The sequence below is a fragment of the Aeromonas sp. S19(2024) genome (assembly GCF_041402625.1).
Classification (GTDB): Bacteria; Pseudomonadota; Gammaproteobacteria; order Enterobacterales; family Aeromonadaceae; genus Aeromonas; species Aeromonas caviae.
Genome location: NZ_JBGLQU010000016.1, coordinates 29503 through 54486 on the forward strand (window position 1 = coordinate 29503; position 24984 = coordinate 54486).

The window sequence follows — 24984 nt, forward strand, 5'->3', positions numbered from 1 at the left end:
TACTATATTGGTAATACCCGAATTCGAAGGACACCGTCACCATGCTTGGAAAACTGTTGAGAAAGACCTGGTTCTGGCTTCTGCTGCTCGGGGCCCTGCTGGGGATCGCCGCACTGGGCGTCACCGTCACCGTGCTGCACAAGACCAGCTCCACCGAGTTCTGCGTCTCCTGCCACTCCATGCAGACCCCGCTCGCCGAATATCAGGGCAGCGTCCACTTCCAGAACGTGAAGGGGATCCGCGCCGAGTGCGCCGACTGCCACATCCCCAGTGAACCCGCCGCCTATCTCTGGACCAAGATCCGCGCCGTGAAAGACATCTATCACGAGGCGATCGGCACCCTCGACACCCCGGAAAAATACGAGGCCCACAAGCTGCGCATGGCCCAGACCGTGTGGGATCAGCTCAAGGCCAATGACTCCGCCACCTGTCGCAGTTGCCACAGCTACGCCGCCATGGACATCCTGGCCCAGCGCCCCAATGCCCGCGCCGAGCACCCGGTCGCCATCAAGGAGGGTCAGACCTGCATCGACTGCCACCGCGGCGTCGCCCACATCATGCCGGACATGAGCGGCCTGGCTGCCGCCGGTGCCAGCGAACTGGCCGCCGCCGCGGCCCAGACCCCGGTAACCGTCACCACCCGCTATGCCATTGCCACCACCCCGCTCTATCTGGATGCCGGCGCCAAGACTGATGAAGGCACCCTGATGCCCTCCACCCAGGTGGAAGTGCTGGCCAACGACAACGGCCGCGCCCAGGTGCGCATCGACGGCTGGCAGCAGGACGGGGTGAGCGAGGTGTTCTACGCCGCCCCCGGCAAACGGATCCTGAGCGTGCTGGTCGGCGAAGCCGCCAGAAAAGCCCTCGTGACCGGCAAGAGCGAGACCGACAGCGCCACCAACCTCACCTGGCATCAGGTCAGCCTGACCGCCTGGGTCGACCAGAGCCAGCTCATCGGCGACCAGGGCAAGCTGTGGCAATACGCCTCCACCCTGATGTCCAACAACTGCACCGGCTGTCACGGCCTCACCGCGCTGGATCACTTCAACGCCAACCAGTGGATCGGCGTCATCAAGGGGATGGAGTCCCGTACCTCCCTCACCCCGGAGCAGGCGCGCATGCTCACCCAATACGTGCAGAAACACGCCAGCGACATGAGCGCGGCCCATTAAGGCAGGAACAGAGGACTCTCCCATGACTTTTTTCAATGACCAACAGACCAACCTCTCCCGCCGTACTCTGCTCAAGGGGCTGGGGGCCTGTGCCGCCTTGCCCCTGCTGGCCGGTATCTTCCCGAAAAGCGCCCTGGCCAAGGCCGTCAGCACGGCCCTTGAGCAGTTCCCCACCCTGGTGCCCGCCCAGAAGGGCATCCTGACCGGCGCCCACTGGGGAGCCTTCGAGGCCATCGTCTCCGAGGGCCGCATGGTGCGGGTCCAGCCGGTGGCCGACGATCCGGCACCGAATGACCTCATCGACATGGCGCCGTTCCAGGTCCACGCCAAGAACCGCATCAAGTACCCCATGGTGCGCAAAAGCTGGCTGGAGCACGGCCCGGGGGCCAAACCGGAGCTGCGCGGTGCCGACGAGTGGGTACGGGTGAGCTGGGAAAAGGCCATCGACCTGGTGGCCGGCGAGATCCAGCGCGTCCAGTCTGATTTCGGCCCGCAGGCGATCCACGCCGGTTCCTACGGCTGGAAGAGTGTCGGCATGTTCCACAACAGCCGCACCCTGCTGCACCGCCTGATGAACCTATCGGGCGGCTTCACCGGTTATGCTGGTGACTACTCCACCGGCGCGGCTCAGGTGATCATGTCCCACGTGATGGGCTCCATCGAGGTGTACGAGCAGCAGACCGCCTGGCCCAACGTGGTGGAGCACGCCGAACTGGTGGTGCTCTGGGGGGTCAACGCCCAGGTCACCCTGAAGAACAGCTGGAACATGCCGGATCACGAAGGTCAAGCGGGCTTCAAGGCGCTGAAAGAGAAAGGCACCCGGGTCATCAGCATCGATCCCGTCTACAACGAGACCGCCAAGCTGGTCGGCGCCGAGTGGATTGCCCCGAACGCCTACACAGACGTGGCCATGATGCTGGGGGTGGCCCACACCCTCTACAGCGAGAAGAAGCACGATCAGGCCTTCCTCGATCGCTACACCGTCGGCTTCGATACCTTCCTCGCCTACCTGCTCGGCAAGGAGGACGGCCAGCCCAAGAGCGCCGAGTGGGCGAGCAGCATCTGCGGCGTCGATGCCAAGGTGATCCGCCAGCTGGCCCTCGACATGGCCGCCAAGCGCACCATGATCATGGCCGGTTGGGGCATGCAGCGTCAGCACCACGGGGAGCAGCCCAACTGGATGCTGGTCACTCTGGCTGCCATGCTGGGCCAGATCGGCATGCCGGGGGGCGGCTACGGCTTCAGCTACCACTACTCCTCCGGTGGCAGCCCCACCGCCAAGGGCGGCATTCTGGCGGGGATCTCCGCCGGCAACGCACCGAAGAACAGCCCGGCACCGATCCCGGTGGCGCGCATCGCCGACTGCCTCGCCAATCCGGGCAAGACCATCGACTTCAACGGCCGCAAGGTGACCTATCCGGACATCAAGCTGGTCTACGTGGCGGGGGGCAACCCCTTCCACCACCATCAGGACACCAACAACCTGGTCAAGGCGTGGCGCAAACCCCAGACCGTGATCGTGCACGAACCCTACTGGACGGCGACTGCCAAACACGCCGACATCGTGCTGCCGGTCACCACCAGCTACGAGCGCAACGATCTGGAGATGGGCGGCGACTACTCCCAGCGCTACGTCTTCCCGATGCACCAGTGCGTGCCCCCCCAGTTTGAAGCCCGCAACGACTTCGACATCTTCAGCGCCATCGCCGCCAAGCTGGGCGTGCAGGAGCAGTACACCGAAGGGAAGGACGAGATGCTGTGGCTCAAGCAGATGTACGACGGCATGGCAGCGCAGGCCCGTGGCGCACGTGTGGCGCTGCCGCCGTTCAACATGTTCTGGGAGTCCAACAACTACATCCGCTTCCCGATCCCGGAGGCCAACCGCCAGTGGATCCGTCACGCCGATTTTCGCGAGAACCCGCTGCTCAACCCGCTCGGTACCCCGTCCGGCAAGATCGAGATCTTCTCCAACACGGTGGCGGGGATGGGTTATGCCGACTGCGCCGGTCATCCCAAGTGGTATGAGCCCAAGGAGTGGGTGAAGAGCGAGGTGGCGGCGCGCTATCCGCTGTCGCTCAACACCTCCCACCCGACCCAGCGGTTGCACTCCCAGCTCGACAACACCCCGCTGCGGGACAAGTTCGCCATCGCCGATCGGGAGGCGATCCTGATCCATCCGGACGACGCCAAGGCGCGCGGCATCCAGGATGGCGATCTGGTACGGGCCTTCAACGAGCGCGGCCAGATCCTGGTGGGGGCCCTGATCTCCGCCGATATCCGGCCCGGGGTAGTGCGGGTGTGTGAAGGGGCCTGGTACGATCCGGCCAAGCCGGGCGAAGCGGGCAGCATCTGCAAGAACGGCAACATCAACTGCCTCACCTTCGACGAGGGCTCGTCCAGTCTGGCCCAGGGCAACTGCGGCCACATGGCCCAATTGCAGATAGAGAAGTATATCGGGCCAGTGCTCGCCAACACGGCGCACGAGGTACCGGCCAACGGCTGAGGCGGTTGCATGCAGACAAAACGGCGCCATAGAGGCGCCGTTTTTATTCCGGGCTGGCAAGGATGACCCTCGGCAGCCATGGGGAGGCGCGGGTAATCCCCCTGCGGGGAGGCTGACTCGGCTCACGGGCCCCCTGAGGGGCCTGCTCACCCTGCATAAATTTAACTTATGGCTTTTCCCATAATGACCCGATGCTTGCTTATACACATGGCCAACTGCTCCGGGGCAGCCCTGCCCACCCCAGATCCCGTCCCGCACGCCTCCTGCCCGATCACCCTCAGGCCCCTCCGTTCCCGCCAATAAAGACGGCGCCCGAAGGCGCCGTCTTTATTCTCTGGAATGAAAGGTGTGCGGGAGGAGCATCAGAAGTCTCCTTCCACCATGTACTCTTCGGCACACTCCACCAGCTGGGGCCAGAGATCTTCCGGCACCCAGGCCTCTGGGTCATCCTCGTCACCGTCATACTGGCTCCAGAAGAAGGCACGCAACCCGCTTGCGAAGTCGTCGCTCAACTCCGCCAGTTCGGAGAGGGGCCCCAGCCAGGCAATGCGGCGCAGGCCGGAGGCGAGATCGTTGATGGCATCCATCAGGGTGCGATCATCCAGGCTCTGCTCCACCAGCAGGGTGAAGCGCTCGCGGGCGCTCTCGGTCTGATCCTCGTCCAGTTCGCCCACGTCGGCCAGCAGGTCGACAAAGTCCTCCAGCAGGAACTGGATCAGGGCATCCCTGTCCTCGAACCACTGGATCTGGGCCCCCTTGGTGCCCAGCACCGAGGCATCGAACGAATCATCGAGATGGCACAAAGCCCAAGGATCGTCAGTCATTGCTACCCTTCCTACACCTGAAACAAGTGACGTATCTTATGCCGGGTGCCGCACCCTTGCCAGCACGGCGGCACAAAAGGGGCCCCCCGACGGGGCGCCCCATCACTCGACCCTGGCCACCTTGGGCAGGGAGAGGGAAGCGGCGAGCCCCCCCAGCTCGGCCCGCCCCATGATGAGGCTGCCACGATAGGCTTCCGCGAGATCCGAGACGATGTTGAGGCCAAGGCCCGAGCCCGGCACCTTCTCGTCGAGGCGCACCCCCCGCAGCACCGCCTTGGCGATCTGATCCTCGCTCATGCCGGGACCGTCGTCCTCAATGCGCAGGGTGATCCAGCCCCCCAGCTCGGCGCTGGAGATGCGCAGCTCGCTGGCGGACCACTTGAAGGCGTTCTCCAGCAGGTTGCCCACCATCTCGTCGAAGTCCTGCTCCTCCACCCCGACCGCCAGATTGACCGGCACCTGCAAGTCCACCGTCTTGCCGGGATAGAGGCGGGAGAAGGCGCGGCAGATATACTCCACCCGGGCCCGCACCGGGGTCGACACCCCGAGGATCTTGGCGGCGCCGGTCACCCGCGCCTTGCCGAGGTGATAGTCGATGTGGCGCTGGATCTGGTCGAGCTGCTCGCCGAGGGCGGCCTGATCCTCCGGCGGCAGCTGGGTCACCTGGTTGCGCATGATGCTGAGCGGCGTCTTGAGGGCGTGGGCCAGGTTGCCGGTGTGGGAGCGGGCCCGTTGCAGCAGCTCGCCATAGTGGTGCAGCAGGCGGTTGATGTCCTCCACCAGCGGCTGGATCTCCAGGGGGTAGCGCAGCCGGAACCCCTCCTGATGACCCTGATGGACACGGCTCAGCTCGCGGCGCAGCAGGTGCAGCGGGCGCAGGCCGTAGAGGATCTGGAACATGAAGCCGAGCACCAGGCCGGTGGCGGCAAAGCCGAGGCCGAGGAACAGGCTGATGCGGGTCTTCTTCAGGGTCTGGGTCAGGGCGCTGCTGTCCTTGGCCATCACCAGGGTGAAGACCCGATCAGACCCCGGCAGCAGCACGGTACGGGTCATGATGAGCAGGGGCTCCTTGTTGGGCCCCTTGCCGACAAAGAGATCCGGATCGCCGAAAGCCGACTTCAGGCCGTGGGCACTCAGATGGGCATCCCACAGGGAGCGGGAGCGACTGACCACCGTCTCCCCCAGCTCCAGTTGCCAGTAGTAGCCGGAGTAGGGCTGGCGATAACGGGGGTCGGCCATGGGCTCGGTGACCACCGGCATGCCGTCCGGCTGGATCTCGAGGCGGGAGAGCAGATCGTAGAGCTGCAGGCGCAGGCCATCGGCCTCCGCCTCCTGCCAGTAGTTGCGCATCATGGTCTGCAGGCTGAAGCCGGTGGCGAACAGGAAGAGACCGCACCAGACCATGGCGATCACCACCAGCCGACCTCGCAGGGTGCGTACCAGCCTCATTCAACCCACCCCGCCATCGGTTGCGAGGATGTCATTCGTTGATCCGGTAGCCGAGGCCGCGCACCGTCTCGATGAGATCGGCGTGGGTCTTCTTGCGAATGCGGCCGATGAACACCTCCACGGTGTTGGAGTCGCGATCGAAATCCTGGGCATAGATGTGGTCGATCAGCTCGCTGCGGGACACCACCTTGCCCCTGTGCTGCATCAGGTAGCCCAGCACCCGGAACTCGTGGGCGGTGAGCTTGATGGGGGTCCCCTCGTACCACACCTGGGAAGCCGCCATGTCGAGACGCACGCCACCGATCTCGAGGATGGAGCTGGCGTTCCCCGCCGCCCGGCGCACCAGCGCCTGCACCCTGGCCACCAGCTCCGCCACCTGGAAGGGCTTGGTGAGGTAGTCGTCCGCCCCGGCGTTGAGCCCTTCAATCTTCTCGTGCAACTGGCCACGGGCGGTCAGCACCAGCACCGGGGTGTCCATCCCCTTGCTGCGCCACTCCTTCAGTACGCTCAGCCCGTCGCGACCGGGCAGGCCGAGATCCAGGATGATGGCGTCATAGGGTTCGGTCTCGCCGAGAAAGCCCGCCTCGTTGCCATCGTGGCAGAGATCGGTGACGAAACCGGACAGACGCAGCTGCTCCGCCAGCTGGCCCGCGAGGATCTTTTCATCTTCAACTATCAGAATGCGCATACATGGGTATCCAAAACAGGGTTGTGCCGGCACTGGCAACGGTTGGGGGGACGAACCGAACGACGGTACGTTCGCGGACTCACGCCGTTACTCCTCTTCCGGGGGCGGGCGCGGAGCGAACAGGCGCTCCAGATGGTGACCCTTGAGCCACACCATCTCCAGGTTGTCAGCCCGGTAGCCCACCTTGATGACGCTGTTCTCCTCGTCGATGAGCCTGAGCTCGTAGAGCCAGACGCCATCCTCCTCACCCAGATCGACGCGCAGCACGCGCACCGGCAGGCGGGAGGCTACCGCCATCAACTCATGAAAAGGACGGACCCGCCCCTCGCTGACCGCCTGTTGCAACAAGGCCTCGTTCGGCTGGGCCGCCTGAACCAGCATCGGCAGCAGCAATCCAAGCAGGGGCAGCGCGCTATTCATGGGTGATTCATCTCTCAAAACCTAACATAATGCCGTTTATAGTGTGCCAGCCATGAATCCGGAATGAATATGATCCCACGCAGTATCCTGCTGATCTTGTGCCTCTTTTCCACCTTTGGCTGGGCGGCGCAGACACGTCTCGACATGGCCGGACTGGTCAAGTTGTTGCTGGCACAAGGGTATCACGACATTCGGGAAGTGGAGCTGGAAGGGGACAAATTCGAGGTCGATACCCTGAATGCCAACGATCAGCGCGTCCAGTTGCAGGTCGATGCCAACACCGGCGAGATCACCAAAAAAGAGGCCGAATAGGCCTCTTTTGCTATGGGTGTGACGGCTGTTGCGCCGCCCCCCTCCCGGCCACTTGCGGGCGCTTGCGCCAGGGGCGCAGCAGCTTTTCCCGACGGGGCCACAGCAGGGCGCAGGCCAGCACCAGATAGATGAGCGGCTCCTGCCACCCGCTCTTGACCGACCACCAGTAGTGTACCGGCACCAGCAGAGCCACCCCGTAGATCCAGTTGTGCAGCTTCTGCCAGGCAGGCCCCATGCGCCGCAACAGGGCCGGGATCGAGGTGATGCCGAGCGCCAGCAACAGCAGCAGCGCCACCATGCCCACCACTATGTAGCTGCGCTTCACCAGCTCGCCGCCAATCAGCCCCCAGTCGAACTGCAGATCCAGCCCCAGCCAGACCATGAAGTGCAGGGACGCCCAGGCGGCGCACCAGAGCCCGAGGGGGCGGCGCAACTTGATGAGCTGCCCCTGGCGCCAGCGCTTGGCGAGCGGCGACACCAGCAGGGTCAGCAACAGCAGGTGGAGGGCCCCCTTGCCAAGGTAATGGGTCAGCCCCTGGACCGGATCCCCCCCCAGCAGCCCGGCTGGCACGGCATAGCCCAGCCAGAGCAGAAAGCCGATCGAACCAAGGTGCACCAGCGCCCGCAAGCCGTTGACATGGGCTGTTTTCAGTCTCGGCATCATATTGCAGTTCCCGTCATGTTTTTCCCGCTTCTCATCCCCTCTCCCACCAGGGGAGAAGGGGGCAAGAGATCAGTCGGGCAGAACGTCAGTCTCAATACCATTTACGCAGATCCATCCCCTGATAGAGGGACGCCACCTCGTCGCCGTAGCCATTGAACATCAGGGTCGGCTGGCGCTTGGCCCCGAAGATGCCCCCCTCGCCGATGAAACGCTCGCTCGCCTGGCTCCAGCGCGGGTGATCCACGTTCGGGTTGACGTTGGCGTAGAAGCCATATTCGTTGGGGGCCAGCAGGTTCCAGGTAGTGGGGGGCATCTCCTCCACCAGGCGGATGGAGACGATGCTCTTGATGCTCTTGAAGCCGTACTTCCAGGGCACCACCAGCCGGATGGGAGCCCCGTTCTGGGCGGGCAGGGTTTTGCCATAGAGCCCCATGGCGAGGAAGGAGAGGGGGTGCATGGCCTCGTCGAGGCGCAAGCCCTCCACATAGGGATAATCGATGCCGCCCCCCAGGGCACGGGAGGCCTGCCCCGGCAACTGTTCCGGATCATAGAGCGTCTCGAAGGCCACGAACTTGGCGCGACTGGTGGGCTCGGCACGGCGGATCAGATCCGCCAGCGCAATGCCGCTCCAGGGCAATACCATGGACCAGGCCTCCACGCAGCGCAGCCGATAGATGCGCTCCTCCAGCGTGCTCTTGTTGATGAGATCCCACACATCCAGGGTGAAGGGTTTGGCCACCTCCCCTTCCACCTTCAGGGTCCAGGGCTCGGGCCTGAGGTAATGGCCGTTGCGGGCCGGGTCCCCCTTGTCGGTCCCCAGCTCGTAGAAATTGTTGTGGGTGGTGGCCTTCTCCTCCGGGGTGAGGATCAATCCCTCTGGCCGGGTCGCGGCACGGATGTCGAGGGGTCTGGTGGGGGCCACGGTGGCCGGCTTGTCCGGTGCGAAGAGATCCAGCAGGCTGGCCTTCACCGGAAACGCCAGGGTGGCGGCACCGACGCCCAGGCCCAGCCCTTTCAGGATGCGGCGACGATCCTGATAGACGGTTTCCGGCGTGACATCCTGTTCGGTGGGGTGATGAGAAGTACGGCGCTTGATCAACATGAAAAAACTCCCGGGACGATGAGGTTGACAACCATAAGACCCGCCCCGGCCGAGTTTTATTTCACACAGAATTACATGAGTTGGTAAAGGGGCAGTGCCTTGGCCATGGTACCGGCCAGGAAGAGCACTACGAACACCAGCAGAGGAACGATCACGTTTGGCACCATCAGACTCACTCCATGAGCAGGACAGGGCCTCTAACTATGGAACAAGGTCTGCGGCGCCTCCAATGAATTTTTTTCGCGAGCGCAAGCGTATTCCAGAGTTGCAAAGAGTGATCGGGATCACACACAATCCGGCCCCCGCTTGCTGCCGCTCTACCGCGGAGTAGGCTGCCTCCTTTTCCGGATTCAACCACTGAGAGTCACGCCATGAGCCCACTGTTCGCCATCGCCATCACGACCGGGATCCTCTCCGCCGTCTGGGGTGGACTGGCCGCCGCACTCGGTCTCATCTCCTGGGTCGGCTTCCTCGGCTGCACCAGCTACTTCGCCTCGAGTGGCGGTTACAAGGCGCTGTTGCAGACCCTGCTGTGCAACACCACCGGCATGCTGTGGGCACTCCTGCTGATCCACGGGGAGACCTGGTGGGGGGCCGGCATGGCGGGTTATCTGATGACAGGGGTGGTGGCCACCCTGATGTGCGTGCAGGCCAGGCAGCAGTGGCTCGCCTACATTCCCGGCACCTTCGCCGGTTGCTGTGCCACCTTCGGCGCCGCAGGCGAGTGGCGGCTCATTCTGCCCTCCCTCATCATCGGCGCCCTGTTTGGCTATCTGATGAAGGCGAGCGGCCTCTGGCTCTCCCAGAAGACTCTCTCCACCGGCGGTGTCAGCGACCCGGCCTGAGGCCGATTCTGTCGGAAACCAGAGGGGCGGCCCGTCATCGACGGCCGCCCCTCTGTCATTTATCCCTTCGACTTGAAGTTGGCCGCCTCGATGCCGTGCCGATTCAGCAGCTTGTAGAAGTCGGTGCGGTTTCTCCCCGCCATGTTGGCCGCCAGGGTCACATTGCCTTCCGTGGTGCGCAGCAGCCGGATCAGGTACTCCTTTTCAAACTCGGCCCGCGCCTCGTTGAACGAGGGAATGCCGCCACCGCCGCCACTCAGGGCCGACTCCACCATGGCCGCGCCGATCACCGGGCTGCAGCAGAGGCTCGCGAGCTGCTCCACCACCCCGCAGAGCTGGCGCACATTGCCCGGCCAGGCCGCGGCGGCCAGCAGGGCCAGCGCCTCAGGCGAGAAGCCGAGGGCGGCGCAATCGGGGTGACGGTTGCGGTAATCGTCCAGCGCCTGACGGGCCAGCAGGGGGATGTCCTCGCTGCGGGCGCTCAGAGGCGGCAGAGTGATGTTGGCCACGTTGAGGCGGTAGAAGAGATCCTCGCGAAAACGCCCCTCTTCCATGGCGGTCACCAGATCCTGATGGCTGGAGCTGATGACCCGCACCTCGGGGGTGCCCTGACCATACTCCGCCAGCACCTGGAGCAACTTGGCCTGGAGTGACTCCGACAGATCCCCTATCTCGTCGAGGAAGAGGGTGCCGCCTTTGGCCTCGGCAAACAGGCCGGACTGGCCATCCTCGCCAAACAGCTGCAAGTCCAGCGCGGGCCAGGGCAGAGCCGCACAGTTGATGGTATGCAGCGGCTTGTCGCGGCGGTGGCTGGCCTGGTGCAGCGCCTGGGTCATCACCCCCTTGCCGGCGCCGGAGGGACCCAGGATCAGCACGGGCACGTCCATGGTGGCGATGCTGCTCGCCTGGATCAGCAATTGCTCCATCTGCGGGTTACGGGTCTGGATGAGGGACTGCCACTCCTGCTGCTGCTTCGGACGGGTCAGGCTGAGAGCATGCTCTATGGTGACCAGCAGCTCGTCCTTGTCGATGGGCTTGGTGAGGAAGCTGAACACCCCGGAGCGGGTCGCCTGGATGGCGTCGGGAATGGTGCCGTGGGCGGTCATGATGATCACCGGCATGCCGAGCCACTGGGACTGGATCCGCTCGAACAGCGCCAGCCCGTCCATGCCCCCCATGCGCAGATCGCTCAGCACCAGGTCGGCCCGTTGCTGGCGCAGCCTGTCCAGCGCTCCTTCGGCGCTGTCGGCGGTATCCACCTCGTAACCCTGGCTGCGCAGGCGCATGCTCATCAGCTTGAGCAGGCTGGCATCATCGTCCACCAGCAGAATACGGCTCATGCTCTCACCCCCTCTTGGCGAAAAACGCGATCATTGCGGCGCGGTCCGGAGCTGTCATGGCTGACCTCCCCCATTGAGCTTACGCTGGTTGAGCTGCTCGTCGATGGCGGAGAGCTGCTCTATCTGCTGGCGCAGACGCTTCACCTCCTGACTCTGATCGTCGCGGCGGCTGTCTCGCACCAGCAGCTCCTCCCCGAGGGCGATCCAGCTGCGCAGGAAGGCCTGGGCATCGAGACCGAGCTCCGGCAACAGAGCCTTCAGCTGATCCAGCCCGGCCCGGCGGCTGGCCACCGATTCGGACGGGTGGGTGTTGACCATGGCCAGGCTGACCCGGCTCTCGAGGTCGGTGGCGCCGCCCAGTCGCTGGCGCTCCTGCATCCGCTGCTGGGGATGGCTGGCCAGCAGCCAGTCCGAGTATTGCAGGCGCACCTGCATCTCCTTGTTGGCAAACTCCATCCGCCTGGCGATCGCCTCCTGGGAAGGCTCGGTGAGGCTGGTAGAAGGCAGCAGGGAACAGCCAGCGAGCAGGCCCATCATCAATACGGGAATCACAAATCGTTTCATCTTGAATGTCACTTCAGATCCTGGTGGGGAACAGGCACCTGCCCGCTCCTCTCAATATTCGGTGTCAAGGCGCCACCCGCACCTGCGGGGTCGCCGCCACGCCCGTCAGCTCGGGCGCACGTTCAAATCCAGCCGGAAACAGACATCCGCCTGGGCATCCTCGATCAGCCTGAGCTCGCCGCCCAGACTCATGGCAGACTCACGGGCAATGGAGAGGCCCATGCCGGAGCCTTTCAGCAATCCCTGGCGCACTATGCTGCCCTGTTCAAAGGGCTCGAAGATGCGCTCCCGCTCGTCTGGCGGGATGACAGGCCCTTCGTTGGCCACCTCCAGCCAGCCGCCGCCCGCCCCCGCCCCGGCGCGGATCCAGATCTGTCCGCCCCTGGCGCCATAGCTGACCGCGTTGGAAAAGAGATTGTCGAGGATGAGTCGCAGGCGGTAGGGCTCTGCCCGCAGGCTGATGGGCTCGGGCGGCAAGTGTACACTGATTTGCTTGGATTCCAGCGCGAGCCGGTACTCTTCGGACAAGTCTGACAACAAGGGCGCCAGGGGCACCTCGGACAGGGTGAACACCTCCTGCTGGCTGAGGCGATTGAAGTCGAGCAGCCGCTCGATCAGGGTCTGCAGACGGCGGCTGTTCTCCTCCAGCATCTGGCAGATCTCCTGCTGATCCCCGTTGAGGGGCCCCACCAGCTGCTCCGAGAGCAGATCAGCCCCCTCTCGCAGCACGGCAAGGGGGGTTTTCAGCTCGTGGGATACGTGGCGCAGGAACTGATATTTCTGCTGTTCCAGCTCCTTGAGCTTGTCGTGCAGCCAGCTGATCCGCTCCCCCAGCAGCACCAGTTCGGCCGGGCCGTCCACCGGGCGCTGATCCGGCTCGACGCCGGCGCCCAGGCTCAGGATCCGCGACTCAATCTGACGTACCGGGTGGATGATGAGGTAGGTAAAGAGCAGTACCAGCAGCAAGCTGAGCCCGGCCACGAAGCCGCTGACCCACCAGATCTGCTGCTTCAGCTCCACGATGGCGCCCCGCATGCGGGTCACGTGATCATCCACCTGGCTGCGGGTGACCACCTCCAGTTGCTGGTTCAGCTCGTTGAAGTCGGTGAAACGGGGGCTGGTCGCCTCCTGCCTGGCCTTGCGCAGATCCTGCAGGCCGTCGAGCCAGACCAGCGTCGCCTCGAGATCTCCGTAGACCTCGGCATCCGGAATGGAGTCCTGATGGGTCGCGAGCAGTTCCCGGTAGCGCACCAGCTGCTGCCGATAACTGGCCAGGATGCGGTCATCACCCAGGACCGCATAGCGGCGCAGGGTGCGCTCCAGATCGATGGCCTGGGTGGAGAGCAGCGTCGCCCGGCGAGTGTCCCGCACCGCACGTTCCATCTCGTCGCTGGTGAGCTGGCCCAGGTGGGAGAGAGCCTGACTGTCGTGCCAGATCATGCCCCCCAGGGGCATCAGCACCAGCACGAAGCCCATCAGTACTACCTGGAGCAGGGAGCGGGGCCGAACCTTGGTCATCTTCTGCGGTCTCGATTCGTCATGGGGGAGCCAGCATATCCGCACTGCCCCAAAAAGCAAAACCGGCCATAAAGCCGGTTTGATTGCTCACCGAGGCCGGATTCACGCCAGGCCGACGGACGCCACACAGATGACAATGATCATGGCAAGGGCCCCTGACGCGGCCAACAGTGCCCATTTCATTTCTACGCTCATGCAAACCTCCTTTCTGCCAATCAGCGTTGGATCACAACAGATAACGACATGTTAATTCATAGTGAATCCCATAACCGTGAGCTGCGTATATATTTCAGACGAGCCCAACCCAAGGAATGGAAAGCATGTTTTACCTCTGTAGCATTGGATCCAATCTCGACCCCGCCCTGCACGTCAGTCAGGTCGTCGCCGAATTGCTGGCCCGCTTTGGTCGCCTTCACCTGAGTTCCGTCATCCAGACCAAACCCGTGGGCATGCATTCGCGCCACGACTTCCTCAACTGCCTGTTCGTCGTCCAGAGCGACCTCACCCCCGTCCAGCTCAAGGCCGAGTTTGTCACCATGGAGCTGGCCCATGGCCGGGATCGCAGCAACCCCCTGTGCAAGGTGGCGGACAGGCCACTGGACATCGACATACTGGCCTGCGGCGAACGGGATGACTTCGCCGAGGCCGGGGTGGATGCCTACCTGGGGGATCTGCTGGCGGAGATGTATCAGGGCGGCAGTGTGGACTCCGGCAAGGTGACCCTCGGCCTGCCGGGCAGCAAGGTGTTTGCGAAGCAGCGCATCGGCCAGGCCCCCATCCATCTCTGCCAGCAAGACGAGGCCCTGCTTCCCGGCAACGGCCACCCCGGCCCCCCTTCCCGGCACGCCGCCATCCGGCACCCTTGAGCCGTTCACACACATGAGGCGCCCAAAGGCGCCTCATGTCATGGCGGCCCGCCTTGCCCTAGATGACGGCGAGGGCTCGCCCCCCGTCCACCCGGATGCTGGCCCCGGTCATGTAGTCGTTCTTCATCAGCATCTGTACCGCCTGCCAGATGGGCTCCAGACCCCCCTCCCGCGCCAGCGGCGTCTTCGCCAGCACCTGCTGGCGCCAGTCATCCCCGTGCTCGTCGAGAAACAGGATGGGGCCAGGCTCTATGGTGTTGACCCGCACGGCGGGTGCCAGTTCGCGGGCAAAGCTCATGGCCAGGGAATGGGCTCCCGCCTTGGTGGCCACGTAGGCGGCAAACTGGGGCGCCGGGGCATGGATGTAGATATCGGTGATGTGGATGATGCCCCCGTTGGGCTGGCGGGCAAGGGCGGGGGCCAGCGCCCGGTTGAGCTGGAAGGGAGCCGCCATGTGTACCCGGTAGAACTGATCAAACTGGGCCAGCTGCACCGCAGGATCCGCCGCCTGGGGCTCGAAGGCGGAGGCATTGTGGATGATCAGGGCAAGATCCTCATGGGCCGCCAGCGCCGTCACCACGGCGCCCACCTCCTCTTCCCGGGTGAAGTCCGCCTGTACCAGCTCGACGCCCACGTCTCGCAGACGATCCAGCTCGGGCCGTTCGCTGCGATAGCTGCCCGTCACCTGCCAGCCAGCGGCCACCAGCCGCTCACACAGATAGAATCCCAGGCGACGGCCACAGCCCGTTACCAATGCACGCATACCCTCTCCTTGTGGTTGTCGCCCTCCCCGATCCATGCAGGATCGCACGGAGGACCCATTCATCGGCCATGACCTATCGATGTCCGAGGCAAAACCCATTGGCCCCCTGTCATGGCCACCGGGCATAGTGGTCCCATCGACCCCCATGGAGCCACCATCATGCTACAAATTCGCGATCATATGCAGCCATTGACCCACTCACTGCACCCCGGCCTCGGTCTGGCCGAGGCGCTGGACAGACTCCATCGGGCAAACCTGGGGGGCCTGCCGGTACTGGATGACCATCAGCACCTCGTCGGATTTCTCTCCGAGCAGGATTGCATTCCCGCCCTGCTCACGGGCAGCTATCACTGCGACACCCGTACTCTGGTCGAAGATCTGATGAGCCGGACCCCGCTGTTCGTCTCTCCTGATGACAACATCGTTGATCTCGCCCGCCAGATGGCCGGGGCCAGACCCAAGGTCTATCCGGTAATGGAGGGAGGCAAGGTGACGGGCATCATCAGCCGTCGTCAGGTGATGCAGGCCCTCAACACCCAGATGAAACAGTGTCAGGCAACCTGAGACAGGCCACCTCGCACACGTTTCATGCCGACTACCCTCCCGCCCACAACCGGCGAGTGGCTGGTCCACCCCACCCGACTCTGCCACGGGGCGGCCTGTCGAGGCAGCCCGCCCCCCTCCCACCGGCACCGTTCGTTTGTCCCCTCCCCATTTCAGGGTTTGCCATCCGTGGTCGTCTCTAGTTAGATAGGTGCCGGTCACAGTCCCTGCCGGATGCGACCCCGTACCGAGTGCTCAGGAGATGTAACGTGCGACGCTTGCTCGTATTCTGCTTGCTGCTGCCCTGCTGGCTGTCAGCCAGGGAGCTGGTCATTGGTGGCATCCTGGAGCCCCCTCTCAAGTGGCTGGATGCACAGGGACACCCTCGCGGGCTGGATGTTGATCTCGTCACCGCCATCTTCGGCACGCTCCATACCCCCATCAGGATTGAGCTCATCGATTCGGGGGCCAGGCTCACCCGCAATGCCGAAAGCGGCTTCTATGACCTGCTGCTGACCCACTCCTACAAACCGGAGCGGGAGGCCTATCTGCTCTACCCCAAACAGGCCCATATGCTCCATAGCTGGCACTTCTTCATACGCAAGGAGTCCGCAGGCCGGATCCATTATGACCATCTGACGGATCTCAAACCCTGGCGCATCGGTGTCACCCGGGATTTCTCCTATACCCCCGAGCTCGCGGCGGCCATGACAGACCCGAGCTATCACTTCCAGGAGATCCCCATCAACCAGCTGCAACTGCGCAAACTCATCGCCGGTCGCATCGACGTGGTGCCCATGTCCCTGGTCACCGCCTTCACCCAGATAAGAGAGGAGGGACTGGAAGGCAAGCTCGACTACCTGCCAAAACCCCTCAAGACCAGCCCCTACTTCAATGTCTGGACCCGTTCCCGGGCCGATGCCGACACCCCGGCCCTGATGGCCGCCTATGATGCCGAACTGCTGCACATGAAGCGGGACGGCCGGCTCAAAGCCCTCTACGACAAATACGGCATCCCCTATATCGAACCCTGATCCACCGCTCAGGGTGTCATCTCCCGCAGGGTCGAATTCTGCTGCGCGAACAGGGTCTCGCACAGGATAGGGATCTCTACGCCCCCCTCAGACCACCCGACTCAAGGCTTCACATCCCGCAGGATCGGGTTTTGCAGCGAAATCAGCGTCTCGGTGGACTGGATCTCGTCGATGGTCTGGATCTTGTGGATCAGCACCGTCTGCAACTCGTCGATGGAGCGGGTCATCACCTTCATGAAGATGCTGTAGTGGCCCGTGGTGTAGTAGGCCTCCACCACCTCGTCCAGCGCCTGCAGTTTGGCCAGGGCCGACGGGTAATCCTTGGCGCTCTTGAGGTTGATCCCGATGAAGCAGCAGACGTCGTAGCCCAGCTTCTTGGGGTTCACCTGCACCCGCGTTCCCTCGATGATGCCCGCCTGCTTCATCTTCTCTACCCGCACGTGGATGGTGCCCGGGCTCACCAGCAGTTGTTTGGCCAGCTCGGCGTAAGGCAGGCGCGCATTCTCCATCAGGGCGGTGAGGATGGCCTGATCGAGATTATCGATCCGATAATTTTCTGACACTTTTTTGCGCTCCTTTTAATGATTCATCATTAATTGATGGCTTATTTTGAAGAAAAAAACACACAAAGCCTATTTCAATTATCGAATATTGAATTTAGTTGGCATTCTGTTGAAGAATCACCGCATTCAACGGATTCACGACAGGTAATTCAGCATGAAACAGCACTACATCCGCAGCCAACAGCAGATCAGCTTCGTCAAAGAGATGTTCTCCCGCCAACTCGCACTGCAACTCGGCCTGATGGAGGTACAAGCCCCCATTCTGAGCCGGGTCGGTGACGGCACCCAGGACAACCTCTCCGGCTGCGAGCATGCAGTGCAGGTCAAGGTGAAAACCCTGCCGGAGCACAGCTATGAAGTGGTCCACTCCCTGGCCAAGTGGAAGCGCCAGACTCTGGGTCGCTTCGGTTTCGGCCCGGGTGAAGGCATCTACACCCACATGAAGGCACTGCGTCCGGATGAGGATCGTCTCAGCCCCATTCACTCCGTCTACGTCGACCAGTGGGACTGGGAGAAGGTGATGCCGGGCGAGCGCCGGGACCTGGCCTATCTGCAGGAGACGGTGCGCGGCATCTGGGCCGCCATCAAGGCCACCGAGCGCGCGGTCTGTGCCGAGCATGAGCTGACCCCCTTCCTGCCGGCGGATATCCAGTTCCTGCACAGTGAAGAGCTGCTGACCCGCTACCCGGACCTCGATGCCAAGGGACGCGAGCGCGCCATCGCCAAAGAGCTGGGAGCGGTCTTCCTCATCGGTATCGGTGGCGCCCTCTCTCACGGCGAACGCCACGACGTCCGTGCCCCGGACTACGACGACTGGAGCAGCGAAAGCGAGCTGGGGCTGGCGGGTCTGAACGGTGACATCCTGGTGTGGAACCCGGTGCTGGAAGACAGCTTCGAGATCTCCTCCATGGGGATCCGGGTGGACGCAGAGGCCCTGCGCCGTCAGCTGGCCATCACCGGGGACGAGGATCGCCTGCAATACGACTGGCATCAGGATCTGCTGGCAGCACGCATGCCGCAAACCATCGGCGGCGGCATCGGCCAATCCCGTCTGGCCATGCTGCTGCTGCAAAAAGAGCACATCGGTCAGGTCCAGGTCGGCGTCTGGCCATCTGAAATGAAGGCTGCCATCCCAGGCATGCTGTAACGAATTGATTTGATTGCATCTGTCCTCCTATCGCGGCAACACGGCGCGGGACAGACGCGATAGCGAAGCTGGTCAGCCGGGGTGGAGAGCGTATCCCGACTGACTGTAAGGCGGGCATGGTCGCTGACTGTGCCTGCCTACCCTGGGGCTTGCCCCTGCGATCCGCTCAACCCACGTCAGATCGCATCGAATACATTCCTCCCGGCAATCTTCGGATTGCCGTTTTTTTTACGCCGAAAAACTGTGCTCAAAACCCGCCCCGATCTGGTGCTGGCGCGGCAGCCCCGCCTTTCTGCTGCCGGTGCAGTGGCAGGCAAACAACCGCTCCATCGCCTCTTCCTGCAGATAGGCTCCGAGCGTCACCGCCCGCTCTGGGCCGGAAAACTTCAGGTGCAGGCCGCCGATGACGGCGTGGATCCGCTCGTCGCCACACACCTCCTTGGCCCACTCGATGATGTTCTCGACCCCGGCGTGACCGCAGCCGATAAAGACGATGAGCCCCTGCTCGCTCTTGTAGACCAGCGCCGAATCATCGCTGATAAGGTCTTTCTCCACTCGCCCGCCCCGCACCATGTAACCAAGCAAGGAGGGTTTGGCCTGCTCCCGTCGCAGTATGGATCCCAGGAACACCAGCCGCTCGGACAGCCAGACCGGCTCAGCTGAACAGTGAGGGAGCAGCCCTCTCGTCGCCAGTTGTCGCGGATCCAGGTCGCCCGAGAGGCAGTAGAGGTTGTAGCGTCGGGGCAGCAACGGCAGGAAGTAGCCCCGCTCGCAGAACACGTCTGGACAGGCGATGAGCGGGATGGGTCTTGGATAGGCGGGCAGCGAGCCGACCCCGCCCACATGGTCGTAATAACCGTGAGAGAGCACCACATGGGTGAGAGAGGCGAGATCGATCCCCATCACGGCGGCGTTGTGGCACAGCGCCCGGCCACGGCCGCTGTCGAACAGCACCCTGAGGCCGTCACACTCCAGCAGCAGCGCCAACCCTCGCTCGGGCAGACAGCCAGGCAGATGAACGTCGTCATCCACCAGCACGGAAAACGTCAGCATCTCAATCCCTCAGAAAACAAAACGCAGGCACCAGGCCTGCGTTTTTCATCGACAATCCCATTACTGGGTCATGGTGAGGCCGTTGCTGTCGGCCCCCAGCCGCAGTGTCTTGCCAGGGATGACCCGACCGCTGAGCAGGGCCTGGGCCAGCGGGTTCTCCACCTTCTGCTGGATCGCCCGCTTGAGGGGGCGCGCCCCGTAGACGGGATCGAACCCGGCATGAACCAGCTTGGTCAGCAGCTCCTCGCTCACCTCCACCTCGAAGCCCTGGGACTCCAGACGGCTCATCAGGCTCTTGAGCTGGATGCGGGCAATGGACTTGATGTGCTCCTCACCGAGCGGGTGGAACACCACGGTCTCGTCGATCCGGTTGATGAACTCCGGCCGGAAGCTGCGGCTCAGCACCTCCATCAGCATGGCCTTCATCTCGTCGTAATCCTTCTCGGAGTGGTGCTCCTGGATGAGATCAGACCCGAGGTTGGAGGTCATGATCACCACGGTGTTGCGGAAGTCCACGGTACGCCCCTGACCGTCGGTCAGGCGGCCATCGTCCAGCACCTGCAACAGGATGTTGAAGACATCGGGATGCGCCTTCTCCACCTCGTCCAGCAGGATCACCGAATAGGGGCGACGGCGCACCGCCTCGGTGAGATACCCCCCTTCCTCGTAACCCACGTATCCCGGAGGCGCCCCCACCAGACGGGCCACGCTGTGTTTCTCCATGAACTCGGACATGTCAATCCGCACCATGGCATCCTGGGTATCGAACAGGAACTCCGCCAGCGCCTTGCACAGCTCGGTCTTGCCCACCCCGGTGGGGCCGAGGAAGAGGAAGGAGCCGATGGGGCGGTTCGGGTCGGACAGCCCGGCACGAGAGCGGCGAATGGCGTTGGAGACGGCGTCCACCGCCTCTTCCTGGCCGATCACCCGGCTGTGCAGCTGATCTTCCATCCGCAGCAGCTTCTCCCGTTCCCCTTCCAGCATGCGGGCCACCGGAATGCCGGTCCAGCGGGCCAGGACGTCGGCGATCTCCACGTCGGTGACCCGGTTGCGCAGCAGGCTGGTCTCCTGCATCTCAGCCTGGGTGGCGAGATCCAGCTGTTTCTCCAGCTCCGGGATGCGGCCGTACTGCAACTCGGACATGCGGCCCAAGTCCCCTGCGCGGCGCGCCACATCGAGATCCTGACGGGCCTGCTCCAGTGCAGCCTTGATGTGCTGGGTCCCGGCGAGGGCAGCCTTCTCGGCCTTCCACACCTCTTCCAGCTCGTTGTATTCCCGCTCTTTTTCCGTCAGCTCCTGATTGAGCAGATCGAGGCGCTTGCGGCTGGCGTCATCGTCCTCCTTCATCAGCGCCTGCTGCTCCAGCTTGAGCTGGATGATGCGCCGCTCGAGCCGGTCCAGGGATTCCGGCTTGGAGTCGATCTGGAGCCGGATGCTGGCCGCCGCCTCGTCGATGAGGTCGATGGCCTTGTCAGGCAGTTGGCGATCCGCGATGTAGCGGTGGGAGAGCTGGGCCGCCGCGACGATGGCGGGGTCGGTGATCTGCACATGGTGGTGCAGCTCGTAGCGCTCCTTCAGGCCACGCAGGATGGCGATGGTGTCCTCCACCGAGGGCTCCTCCACCAGCACCTTCTGGAAACGGCGCTCCAGCGCGGCATCCTTCTCCACGTACTGCCTGTACTCATCGAGGGTGGTGGCCCCGACGCAGTGCAGCTCGCCGCGGGCCAGGGCGGGCTTGAGCATGTTGCCCGCATCCATGGCACCCTCGCCCTTGCCGGCGCCGACCATGGTGTGCAGCTCGTCCACGAAGAGGATGACGCTGCCCTCTTCCTTGGCCAGATCGTTCAGAACCGCCTTGAGCCGCTCCTCGAACTCGCCGCGATACTTGGCTCCGGCCACCAGGGCCCCCATGTCGAGGGAGAGCACCCGCTTGTTCTTGAGCCCTTCCGGCACTTCGCCATTGATGATGCGCTGGGCCAGCCCCTCGACGATGGCGGTCTTGCCGACGCCGGGGGCACCGATCAGCACCGGGTTGTTCTTGGTGCGGCGTTGCAGCACCTGGATGGTGCGGCGAATTTCGTCATCCCGGCCGATCACCGGGTCGAGCTTGCCGAGTTCGGCCCGCTCGGTGAGATCGATGGTGTACTTCTCCAGCGCCTGGCGATTCTCCTCGGCGTTGGCATCCTCCACCTTCTTGCCGCCACGGACCTTGTCGATGGCTGCCTCGAGTTTTTCCTTGGTCAGCCCCTGGGCACGCAGCAGCTCGCCCAGCGTCCCCTTCTCGTCCAGGGCCGCCAGCACGAACAGCTCGGACGAGATGAACTGATCCTTGCGCTGCTGGGCCAGCTTGTCGCAGACGTTGAGTAGCCGGCCGAGGCCGTTGGAGAGCTGTACGTCCCCTTCCACGCCGCTGACGCGGGGCAGGCGATCCAGCTCCTCGCCGAGGCGCGAGCGCAGGGTATTGATGTCGAGCCCGGTCAGGGTGAGCAGCGGACGAATGGATCCGCCGTCCTGATTGAGCAAGGCGCTCATCAGATGGACGGGTTCGATGAATTGGTGGTCACGACCCAGTGCAAGAGACTGGGCATCGGAAATGGCAATCTGGAATTTGCTGGTCAGGCGATCGAGGCGCATTGCACTCCCCCTTCAAGACAGACGCCGCATGCGCGGCAACAACATCGCTTTCTGACAAGGAAGATGTGGTCTTGAAGGGCAATTTCAAGGGGTGGCTGTTTATTTTTTCCTCAATAGCAGTGACCGAGGGAAAACGACCTCGCAATGGCAGCCTGCCCCTTGAGCCTGCTCGGCAGCAAGACATGGCCGCCAAAGGGCCATCACCAGGAAGTGAAGAGGCGCTTGCGGCCACTCGCGAGCGCCTCTTCGGCTATTTTTCCAGCCACACAAGGGAGGCCATGCGACCCGTCTGTCCATCGCGGCGATAGGAGTAGAAGCGCTCGCTGTCGCTGAAAGTGCAGTATTCGCCGCCATAGATGGCGGTGACGCCGGCGCGGGCGAGGCGCAGTCGGGCCAGCTGGTAGATATCCGCCAGCCATTTCCCTTCGTTGAGGGATGGCACGAATGCAGTCGCCGCTTCCGCCTGCTCCGTCATGAAGGCCTCACGCACCTCGCCACCCACTTCGAACGCAGCGGGACCGATGGCCGGGCCCAGCCAGGCCAGGATCTCGCCAGGCTCGCAGCCCATGGCGGCGATGCTTGCCTCCAATACGCCCCCCTGCAGTCCGCGCCAACCGGCATGGGCCGCCGCCACTACGGTGCCTGCCCGATCGCAGAACAGCACCGGCAGGCAGTCGGCAGTCATCACGATGCAGGCCTGCCCCGCCTTATGAGCACAGGCGGCATCGGCATCCGGTACGCGCTCATAACGGTCGCTCACCGGATGGACGGCGATGCCATGTACCTGGTTGAGCCAGTTGAGAGTGCCGGGGATCCCCGCCACCTGCTGCAGTCGGACGCGGTTGGCCTCGACCCTGGCCGGTTCATCGCCCACATGGGCCCCGAGGTTCAGGCCGGCAAAGACCCCTTCGCTGATGCCGCCGTCCCGGGTGGTCGAGAGAGCCCTGACATTGCCCGGCGCGGGCCAGTCGGGTGTGATCCAGTTCATCTGTGGCTCCTTTCGTTCATATGAAAACGGGGCCCCTTGGCTGCAACCAGTCAAGGGGCCCCGCGTCAGATCATGGAGGGCAGATTACGGCAGGAATCGTCGCAAGGCCGCCCCCGGGATCAGTTCCAGACCAGATCGTCCGGATTGGCCAGGGTATCCGCCCGCAGCACTTCCATCAGCGCCACCATATCCTGCGGCGTGGGGGAGTGCCACTCCATCACTTCACCCGTGATGGGGTGCGCCAGCTTCAGCATGGTGGCGTGCAGCGCCTGACGGTGGAAACCGCGCAGGGCCTCGGTCAGCTCGGGGGTGGCGTTGCGCAGCAGACGCAGACGACCGCCGTAGGCGGGATCCCCCACCAGCGGATGCTTGATGTGGGCCATGTGGACACGGATCTGGTGGGTACGGCCGGTCTCCAGCCGCAACCGCAGACGGGTGTGACCACGGAACTTCTCGTGCACCCGGTAGTGGGTGACGGACTCGCGCCCGTTGGGCACCACAGCCATGTGGGTACGCTGGGTCGGGTGACGACCGATGGGGGCATCGACGGTGCCGCCGGCGGTCATGTGACCGATGGCAATCGCCTCGTACTCACGGGTGATCTGGCGTGCCTGCAGGGCTTCCACCAGGTGGGTCTGGGCGGGAATGGTCTTGGCCACCACCATCAGCCCCGTGGTGTCTTTGTCCAGACGGTGCACGATACCGGCGCGGGGGACCTCGGCGATGCCGGGGTAGCGGTGCAGCAGGGCGTTGAGCACGGTGCCGTCCGGCGTACCGGCGCCCGGGTGAACCACCAGGCCGGCCGGCTTGTCGATCACCAGGATGTGTTCATCTTCATAAACGATGTTCAGCTCGATGTTCTGGGCATCCCAGCGGGTGTCGTCTGCCAGTTCCACATTCACATGTACCTGCTGCCCGGCCACCACTTTCTCGCGCGGGGTATTGGCAACCTGACCGTCCAGGGTCACTCTGTCCTGTAAAATCCACTCCTTGATGCGGGTCCGGGAGTAGTCGGGAAACAATTCGGCCAGGGCCTGGTCGAGTCGTTGCCCGAATTGGTGATCCTGAAATTCGCCTGTCAGTTCAATATGCTGGCTCATGTATGGTCTCTTGAGCGGGGGTATCAATTCGAAATAATCCGGGTATTCTAGCTTTTCTTTTAGCCAAGCATAACGGATACTTTGCCAATTTCGTGGAAATGGACCGGATGTTGTTGATGGGAAAGAAGTCTCACCTGCTGATGTCGCTCGCCTTGGTCGCTACCCTGATCACTGGCTGTTCCAGCACCAAACCCAAGGTTCCCGACGAACCGCCGGAAGTTCTGTACCAGAAAGCCCGCATCAAACTGGATACCGGCAACTACCTCAATGCCATCGAACTGCTGGAAGCGCTGGACTCTCGTTACCCGTTCGGTGCCTACTCCAACCAGGTTCAGCTCGATCTCATCTATGCCTACTACAAGCAGGATGATACCGCCCAGGCGATCGCCAACATTGACCGTTTTATCCGCCTGAACCCGGCGCACAAGAACATCGATTACGTCTTCTACATGCGCGGCCTGACCAACATGGCGGCGGATTACAACTTCTTCCAGGATTTCCTCGGCATCAATCGGGATGACAAGGACCCCTCCTACGCCCGTCAGGCCTTCCAGGACTTCAAGACCCTGCTGCAGAACTACCCCAACAGCAGCTATGCAGCCGATGCCCGTGCCCGCATGATCGGCCTGAAGAACCGTCTTGCCCGCTATGACCTGGGGGTAGCCGAGTACTACGTCAAGCGTGACGCCCTGATCGCCGCCGCCAACCGCGCCAAGCTGATCGTCGAGACCTATCCCGACACGGTGGAAACCGAGAAGGCACTGGAAATCATGGTCAACGCCTATGACACCCTGAAGATGCCGACCCTGGCCCAGCATGCCCGCGAAGTGTTGGCCAAGAACTACCCGGACAACCGTCTCGGTCGCGGCTGAGTAGCGAACGGACAATGAAA

The 24984-nt window shown here is 63.3% G+C and carries 25 protein-coding genes; 9 read left to right on the forward strand and 16 right to left on the reverse strand.

The features are described from left to right. The first annotated feature begins 41 nt into the window (after window positions 1-41). The gene (locus ACB037_RS19950) at window positions 42-1172 is read left to right on the forward strand and encodes a NapC/NirT family cytochrome c (RefSeq protein ID WP_128296094.1); all 1131 of its coding nucleotides are present in this window, start codon (window positions 42-44) and stop codon (window positions 1170-1172) included. A gap of 22 nt (window positions 1173-1194) precedes the next feature. Then, window positions 1195-3675 (forward strand): trimethylamine-N-oxide reductase TorA, encoded by a 2481-nt coding sequence (torA, locus tag ACB037_RS19955; RefSeq protein WP_371175799.1) that lies wholly within the window; start codon window positions 1195-1197, stop codon window positions 3673-3675. A 362-nt stretch (window positions 3676-4037) separates the two neighbouring features. Here torA and ACB037_RS19960 read toward each other — a convergent pair whose 3' ends face one another. The 4 genes from ACB037_RS19960 to ACB037_RS19975 form a co-directional block, all read right to left on the reverse strand. Beyond that, entirely contained in the window at window positions 4038-4499 is a 462-nt protein-coding gene (locus tag ACB037_RS19960; RefSeq protein WP_010675970.1) for a hypothetical protein, read from the reverse strand. Between the two features lie 102 nt (window positions 4500-4601). Then, the gene (locus tag ACB037_RS19965) at window positions 4602-5948 is read right to left on the reverse strand and encodes a sensor histidine kinase (protein ID WP_010675971.1); all 1347 of its coding nucleotides are present in this window, start codon (window positions 5946-5948) and stop codon (window positions 4602-4604) included. A gap of 31 nt (window positions 5949-5979) precedes the next feature. Continuing rightward, a complete protein-coding gene (locus ACB037_RS19970; RefSeq protein ID WP_005332666.1) occupies window positions 5980-6636 on the reverse strand; it encodes a response regulator transcription factor in 657 nt (218 codons plus the stop codon). Window positions 6637-6723: 87 nt separating this feature from the next. Continuing rightward, window positions 6724-7056 carry a PepSY domain-containing protein gene (locus ACB037_RS19975; RefSeq protein ID WP_041211926.1) on the reverse strand — a complete coding sequence of 111 codons (333 nt, stop codon included), beginning with the start codon at window positions 7054-7056 and terminating at the stop codon, window positions 6724-6726. Between the two features lie 63 nt (window positions 7057-7119). Between ACB037_RS19975 and ACB037_RS19980 the strand changes: the two genes are divergently transcribed. After that, entirely contained in the window at window positions 7120-7368 is a 249-nt protein-coding gene (locus ACB037_RS19980) for a PepSY domain-containing protein (protein WP_286700083.1), read from the forward strand. A gap of 10 nt (window positions 7369-7378) precedes the next feature. Here ACB037_RS19980 and msrQ read toward each other — a convergent pair whose 3' ends face one another. Beyond that, a complete protein-coding gene (gene msrQ, locus ACB037_RS19985; protein ID WP_371175800.1) occupies window positions 7379-8032 on the reverse strand; it encodes a protein-methionine-sulfoxide reductase heme-binding subunit MsrQ in 654 nt (217 codons plus the stop codon). A gap of 91 nt (window positions 8033-8123) precedes the next feature. Continuing rightward, a complete protein-coding gene (msrP, locus tag ACB037_RS19990; RefSeq protein WP_102948934.1) occupies window positions 8124-9134 on the reverse strand; it encodes a protein-methionine-sulfoxide reductase catalytic subunit MsrP in 1011 nt (336 codons plus the stop codon). A gap of 371 nt (window positions 9135-9505) precedes the next feature. Here msrP and ACB037_RS19995 point away from each other — a divergent pair, with 371 nt between their 5' ends. Then, window positions 9506-9979: a DUF1097 domain-containing protein gene (locus tag ACB037_RS19995; RefSeq protein ID WP_042014355.1), complete on the forward strand. Its 474-nt coding sequence runs from the start codon at window positions 9506-9508 to the stop codon at window positions 9977-9979. A gap of 59 nt (window positions 9980-10038) precedes the next feature. On the opposite strand, the gene ACB037_RS20000 is transcribed toward ACB037_RS19995, so the two are convergent. The 4 genes from ACB037_RS20000 to ACB037_RS20015 all read right to left on the reverse strand — a co-directional run bounded on the left by ACB037_RS20000 (window position 10039) and on the right by ACB037_RS20015 (window position 13596). After that, complete coding sequence (locus ACB037_RS20000) at window positions 10039-11319, reverse strand: sigma 54-interacting transcriptional regulator (RefSeq protein WP_010675978.1); 1281 nt, start codon at window positions 11317-11319, stop codon at window positions 10039-10041. 54 nt (window positions 11320-11373) lie between these two features. Further along, window positions 11374-11883, reverse strand: a complete 510-nt coding sequence (locus ACB037_RS20005) for a hypothetical protein (protein ID WP_371175801.1) — start codon at window positions 11881-11883, stop codon at window positions 11374-11376. A 105-nt stretch (window positions 11884-11988) separates the two neighbouring features. Then, the gene (locus ACB037_RS20010; RefSeq protein WP_010675980.1) at window positions 11989-13401 is read right to left on the reverse strand and encodes an ATP-binding protein; all 1413 of its coding nucleotides are present in this window, start codon (window positions 13399-13401) and stop codon (window positions 11989-11991) included. A 102-nt stretch (window positions 13402-13503) separates the two neighbouring features. Then, entirely contained in the window at window positions 13504-13596 is a 93-nt protein-coding gene (locus ACB037_RS20015; protein ID WP_010675981.1) for a YnhF family membrane protein, read from the reverse strand. A gap of 125 nt (window positions 13597-13721) precedes the next feature. On the opposite strand from ACB037_RS20015, the gene folK reads away from it, so the two are divergent. After that, a complete protein-coding gene (gene folK / locus ACB037_RS20020) occupies window positions 13722-14267 on the forward strand; it encodes a 2-amino-4-hydroxy-6-hydroxymethyldihydropteridine diphosphokinase (protein WP_371175802.1) in 546 nt (181 codons plus the stop codon). Between the two features lie 58 nt (window positions 14268-14325). Here folK and ACB037_RS20025 read toward each other — a convergent pair whose 3' ends face one another. After that, window positions 14326-15030, reverse strand: a complete 705-nt coding sequence (locus ACB037_RS20025; protein WP_069784973.1) for an SDR family oxidoreductase — start codon at window positions 15028-15030, stop codon at window positions 14326-14328. 159 nt (window positions 15031-15189) lie between these two features. Here ACB037_RS20025 and ACB037_RS20030 point away from each other — a divergent pair, with 159 nt between their 5' ends. Beyond that, window positions 15190-15594 (forward strand): CBS domain-containing protein, encoded by a 405-nt coding sequence (locus tag ACB037_RS20030; protein WP_029314862.1) that lies wholly within the window; start codon window positions 15190-15192, stop codon window positions 15592-15594. Window positions 15595-15851: 257 nt separating this feature from the next. Continuing rightward, window positions 15852-16607: an ABC transporter substrate-binding protein gene (locus ACB037_RS20035; RefSeq protein WP_233466804.1), complete on the forward strand. Its 756-nt coding sequence runs from the start codon at window positions 15852-15854 to the stop codon at window positions 16605-16607. Window positions 16608-16708: 101 nt separating this feature from the next. On the opposite strand, the gene asnC is transcribed toward ACB037_RS20035, so the two are convergent. Next, window positions 16709-17170, reverse strand: coding sequence for a transcriptional regulator AsnC (gene asnC / locus ACB037_RS20040; protein ID WP_010675986.1), 462 nt, complete (start codon window positions 17168-17170; stop codon window positions 16709-16711). Between the two features lie 154 nt (window positions 17171-17324). Between asnC and asnA the strand changes: the two genes are divergently transcribed. Continuing rightward, on the forward strand, window positions 17325-18317 hold the full coding sequence (gene asnA, locus ACB037_RS20045) for an aspartate--ammonia ligase (protein WP_010675987.1): 993 nt from the start codon (window positions 17325-17327) through the stop codon (window positions 18315-18317). A 228-nt stretch (window positions 18318-18545) separates the two neighbouring features. Here asnA and ACB037_RS20050 read toward each other — a convergent pair whose 3' ends face one another. From ACB037_RS20050 to rluD, 4 genes are all read right to left on the reverse strand, one after another. Continuing rightward, the gene (locus tag ACB037_RS20050; RefSeq protein WP_371175803.1) at window positions 18546-19370 is read right to left on the reverse strand and encodes an MBL fold metallo-hydrolase; all 825 of its coding nucleotides are present in this window, start codon (window positions 19368-19370) and stop codon (window positions 18546-18548) included. A 60-nt stretch (window positions 19371-19430) separates the two neighbouring features. Further along, window positions 19431-22004: an ATP-dependent chaperone ClpB gene (clpB, locus tag ACB037_RS20055; RefSeq protein ID WP_371175804.1), complete on the reverse strand. Its 2574-nt coding sequence runs from the start codon at window positions 22002-22004 to the stop codon at window positions 19431-19433. A gap of 250 nt (window positions 22005-22254) precedes the next feature. Then, entirely contained in the window at window positions 22255-22992 is a 738-nt protein-coding gene (pgeF, locus tag ACB037_RS20060; protein WP_371175805.1) for a peptidoglycan editing factor PgeF, read from the reverse strand. A gap of 119 nt (window positions 22993-23111) precedes the next feature. Next, complete coding sequence (rluD, locus tag ACB037_RS20065) at window positions 23112-24092, reverse strand: 23S rRNA pseudouridine(1911/1915/1917) synthase RluD (protein ID WP_010675991.1); 981 nt, start codon at window positions 24090-24092, stop codon at window positions 23112-23114. A gap of 116 nt (window positions 24093-24208) precedes the next feature. On the opposite strand from rluD, the gene ACB037_RS20070 reads away from it, so the two are divergent. After that, window positions 24209-24964: an outer membrane protein assembly factor BamD gene (locus ACB037_RS20070; protein ID WP_039039695.1), complete on the forward strand. Its 756-nt coding sequence runs from the start codon at window positions 24209-24211 to the stop codon at window positions 24962-24964. Window positions 24965-24984 lie beyond the last annotated feature (20 nt).

Excerpts from the sequence above, each read along its gene's own strand:
- ACB037_RS19960 (WP_010675970.1), bottom strand. The coding sequence starts at position 4,499 with ATGACTGACGATCCTTGGGCTTTGTGCCATCTCGATGATTCGTTCGAT.
- ACB037_RS20025 (WP_069784973.1), bottom strand. The coding sequence starts at position 15,030 with ATGCGTGCATTGGTAACGGGCTGTGGCCGTCGCCTGGGATTCTATCTG.
- ACB037_RS19965 (WP_010675971.1), bottom strand. The coding sequence starts at position 5,948 with ATGAGGCTGGTACGCACCCTGCGAGGTCGGCTGGTGGTGATCGCCATG.
- folK (WP_371175802.1), top strand. The coding sequence starts at position 13,722 with ATGTTTTACCTCTGTAGCATTGGATCCAATCTCGACCCCGCCCTGCAC.
- ACB037_RS19970 (WP_005332666.1), bottom strand. The coding sequence starts at position 6,636 with ATGCGCATTCTGATAGTTGAAGATGAAAAGATCCTCGCGGGCCAGCTG.
- asnA (WP_010675987.1), top strand. The coding sequence starts at position 17,325 with ATGAAACAGCACTACATCCGCAGCCAACAGCAGATCAGCTTCGTCAAA.
- ACB037_RS19975 (WP_041211926.1), bottom strand. The coding sequence starts at position 7,056 with ATGAATAGCGCGCTGCCCCTGCTTGGATTGCTGCTGCCGATGCTGGTT.
- ACB037_RS20050 (WP_371175803.1), bottom strand. The coding sequence starts at position 19,370 with ATGCTGACGTTTTCCGTGCTGGTGGATGACGACGTTCATCTGCCTGGC.
- ACB037_RS20000 (WP_010675978.1), bottom strand. The coding sequence starts at position 11,319 with ATGAGCCGTATTCTGCTGGTGGACGATGATGCCAGCCTGCTCAAGCTG.
- ACB037_RS20010 (WP_010675980.1), bottom strand. The coding sequence starts at position 13,401 with ATGACCAAGGTTCGGCCCCGCTCCCTGCTCCAGGTAGTACTGATGGGC.
- ACB037_RS20070 (WP_039039695.1), top strand. The coding sequence starts at position 24,209 with ATGGGAAAGAAGTCTCACCTGCTGATGTCGCTCGCCTTGGTCGCTACC.
- msrQ (WP_371175800.1), bottom strand. The coding sequence starts at position 8,032 with ATGATGCCGAGACTGAAAACAGCCCATGTCAACGGCTTGCGGGCGCTG.
- pgeF (WP_371175805.1), bottom strand. The coding sequence starts at position 22,992 with ATGAACTGGATCACACCCGACTGGCCCGCGCCGGGCAATGTCAGGGCT.
- ACB037_RS19980 (WP_286700083.1), top strand. The coding sequence starts at position 7,120 with ATGAATATGATCCCACGCAGTATCCTGCTGATCTTGTGCCTCTTTTCC.
- clpB (WP_371175804.1), bottom strand. The coding sequence starts at position 22,004 with ATGCGCCTCGATCGCCTGACCAGCAAATTCCAGATTGCCATTTCCGAT.
- msrP (WP_102948934.1), bottom strand. The coding sequence starts at position 9,134 with ATGTTGATCAAGCGCCGTACTTCTCATCACCCCACCGAACAGGATGTC.
- ACB037_RS20030 (WP_029314862.1), top strand. The coding sequence starts at position 15,190 with ATGCTACAAATTCGCGATCATATGCAGCCATTGACCCACTCACTGCAC.
- ACB037_RS19950 (WP_128296094.1), top strand. The coding sequence starts at position 42 with ATGCTTGGAAAACTGTTGAGAAAGACCTGGTTCTGGCTTCTGCTGCTC.
- torA (WP_371175799.1), top strand. The coding sequence starts at position 1,195 with ATGACTTTTTTCAATGACCAACAGACCAACCTCTCCCGCCGTACTCTG.
- ACB037_RS19995 (WP_042014355.1), top strand. The coding sequence starts at position 9,506 with ATGAGCCCACTGTTCGCCATCGCCATCACGACCGGGATCCTCTCCGCC.
- ACB037_RS20005 (WP_371175801.1), bottom strand. The coding sequence starts at position 11,883 with ATGAAACGATTTGTGATTCCCGTATTGATGATGGGCCTGCTCGCTGGC.
- rluD (WP_010675991.1), bottom strand. The coding sequence starts at position 24,092 with ATGAGCCAGCATATTGAACTGACAGGCGAATTTCAGGATCACCAATTC.
- ACB037_RS20015 (WP_010675981.1), bottom strand. The coding sequence starts at position 13,596 with ATGAGCGTAGAAATGAAATGGGCACTGTTGGCCGCGTCAGGGGCCCTT.